The following is a 227-nucleotide window of genomic DNA, read 5'->3' on the forward strand; positions in this document are numbered from 1 at the left end:
GCGCCCTCGGCCACGGTTTCTGTCCACGTGATGGTGCCATTGTTGTAGCTGTAGTTGCTGTCGCTTATCTCGCCGTCTTCATTCAGGCTCAGCGTCACTGTGCTTGCGCTGCCACCATTGCTGATGGTCAGTGTCACTTCACCGCCTTCAACCAACTCGGCGTGGTTCACGTCAACCTTCACTTGAACCTGGTCATTACCCAGCTCGTCTTTGTTGATCACGCCATC

General features: G+C 55.1%; 1 protein-coding gene. It reads right to left on the bottom strand.

Annotated features, from left to right (window positions below; translation table 11 throughout):
- The coding region (locus tag EYW48_RS21950) for a hypothetical protein (RefSeq protein ID WP_277433132.1) at positions 1-227 on the bottom strand (227 nt) is incomplete at both ends.

The organism is Vibrio sp. 1180_3, from assembly GCF_029478545.1.
Lineage (GTDB): Bacteria > Pseudomonadota > Gammaproteobacteria > Enterobacterales > Vibrionaceae > Vibrio > Vibrio aestuarianus.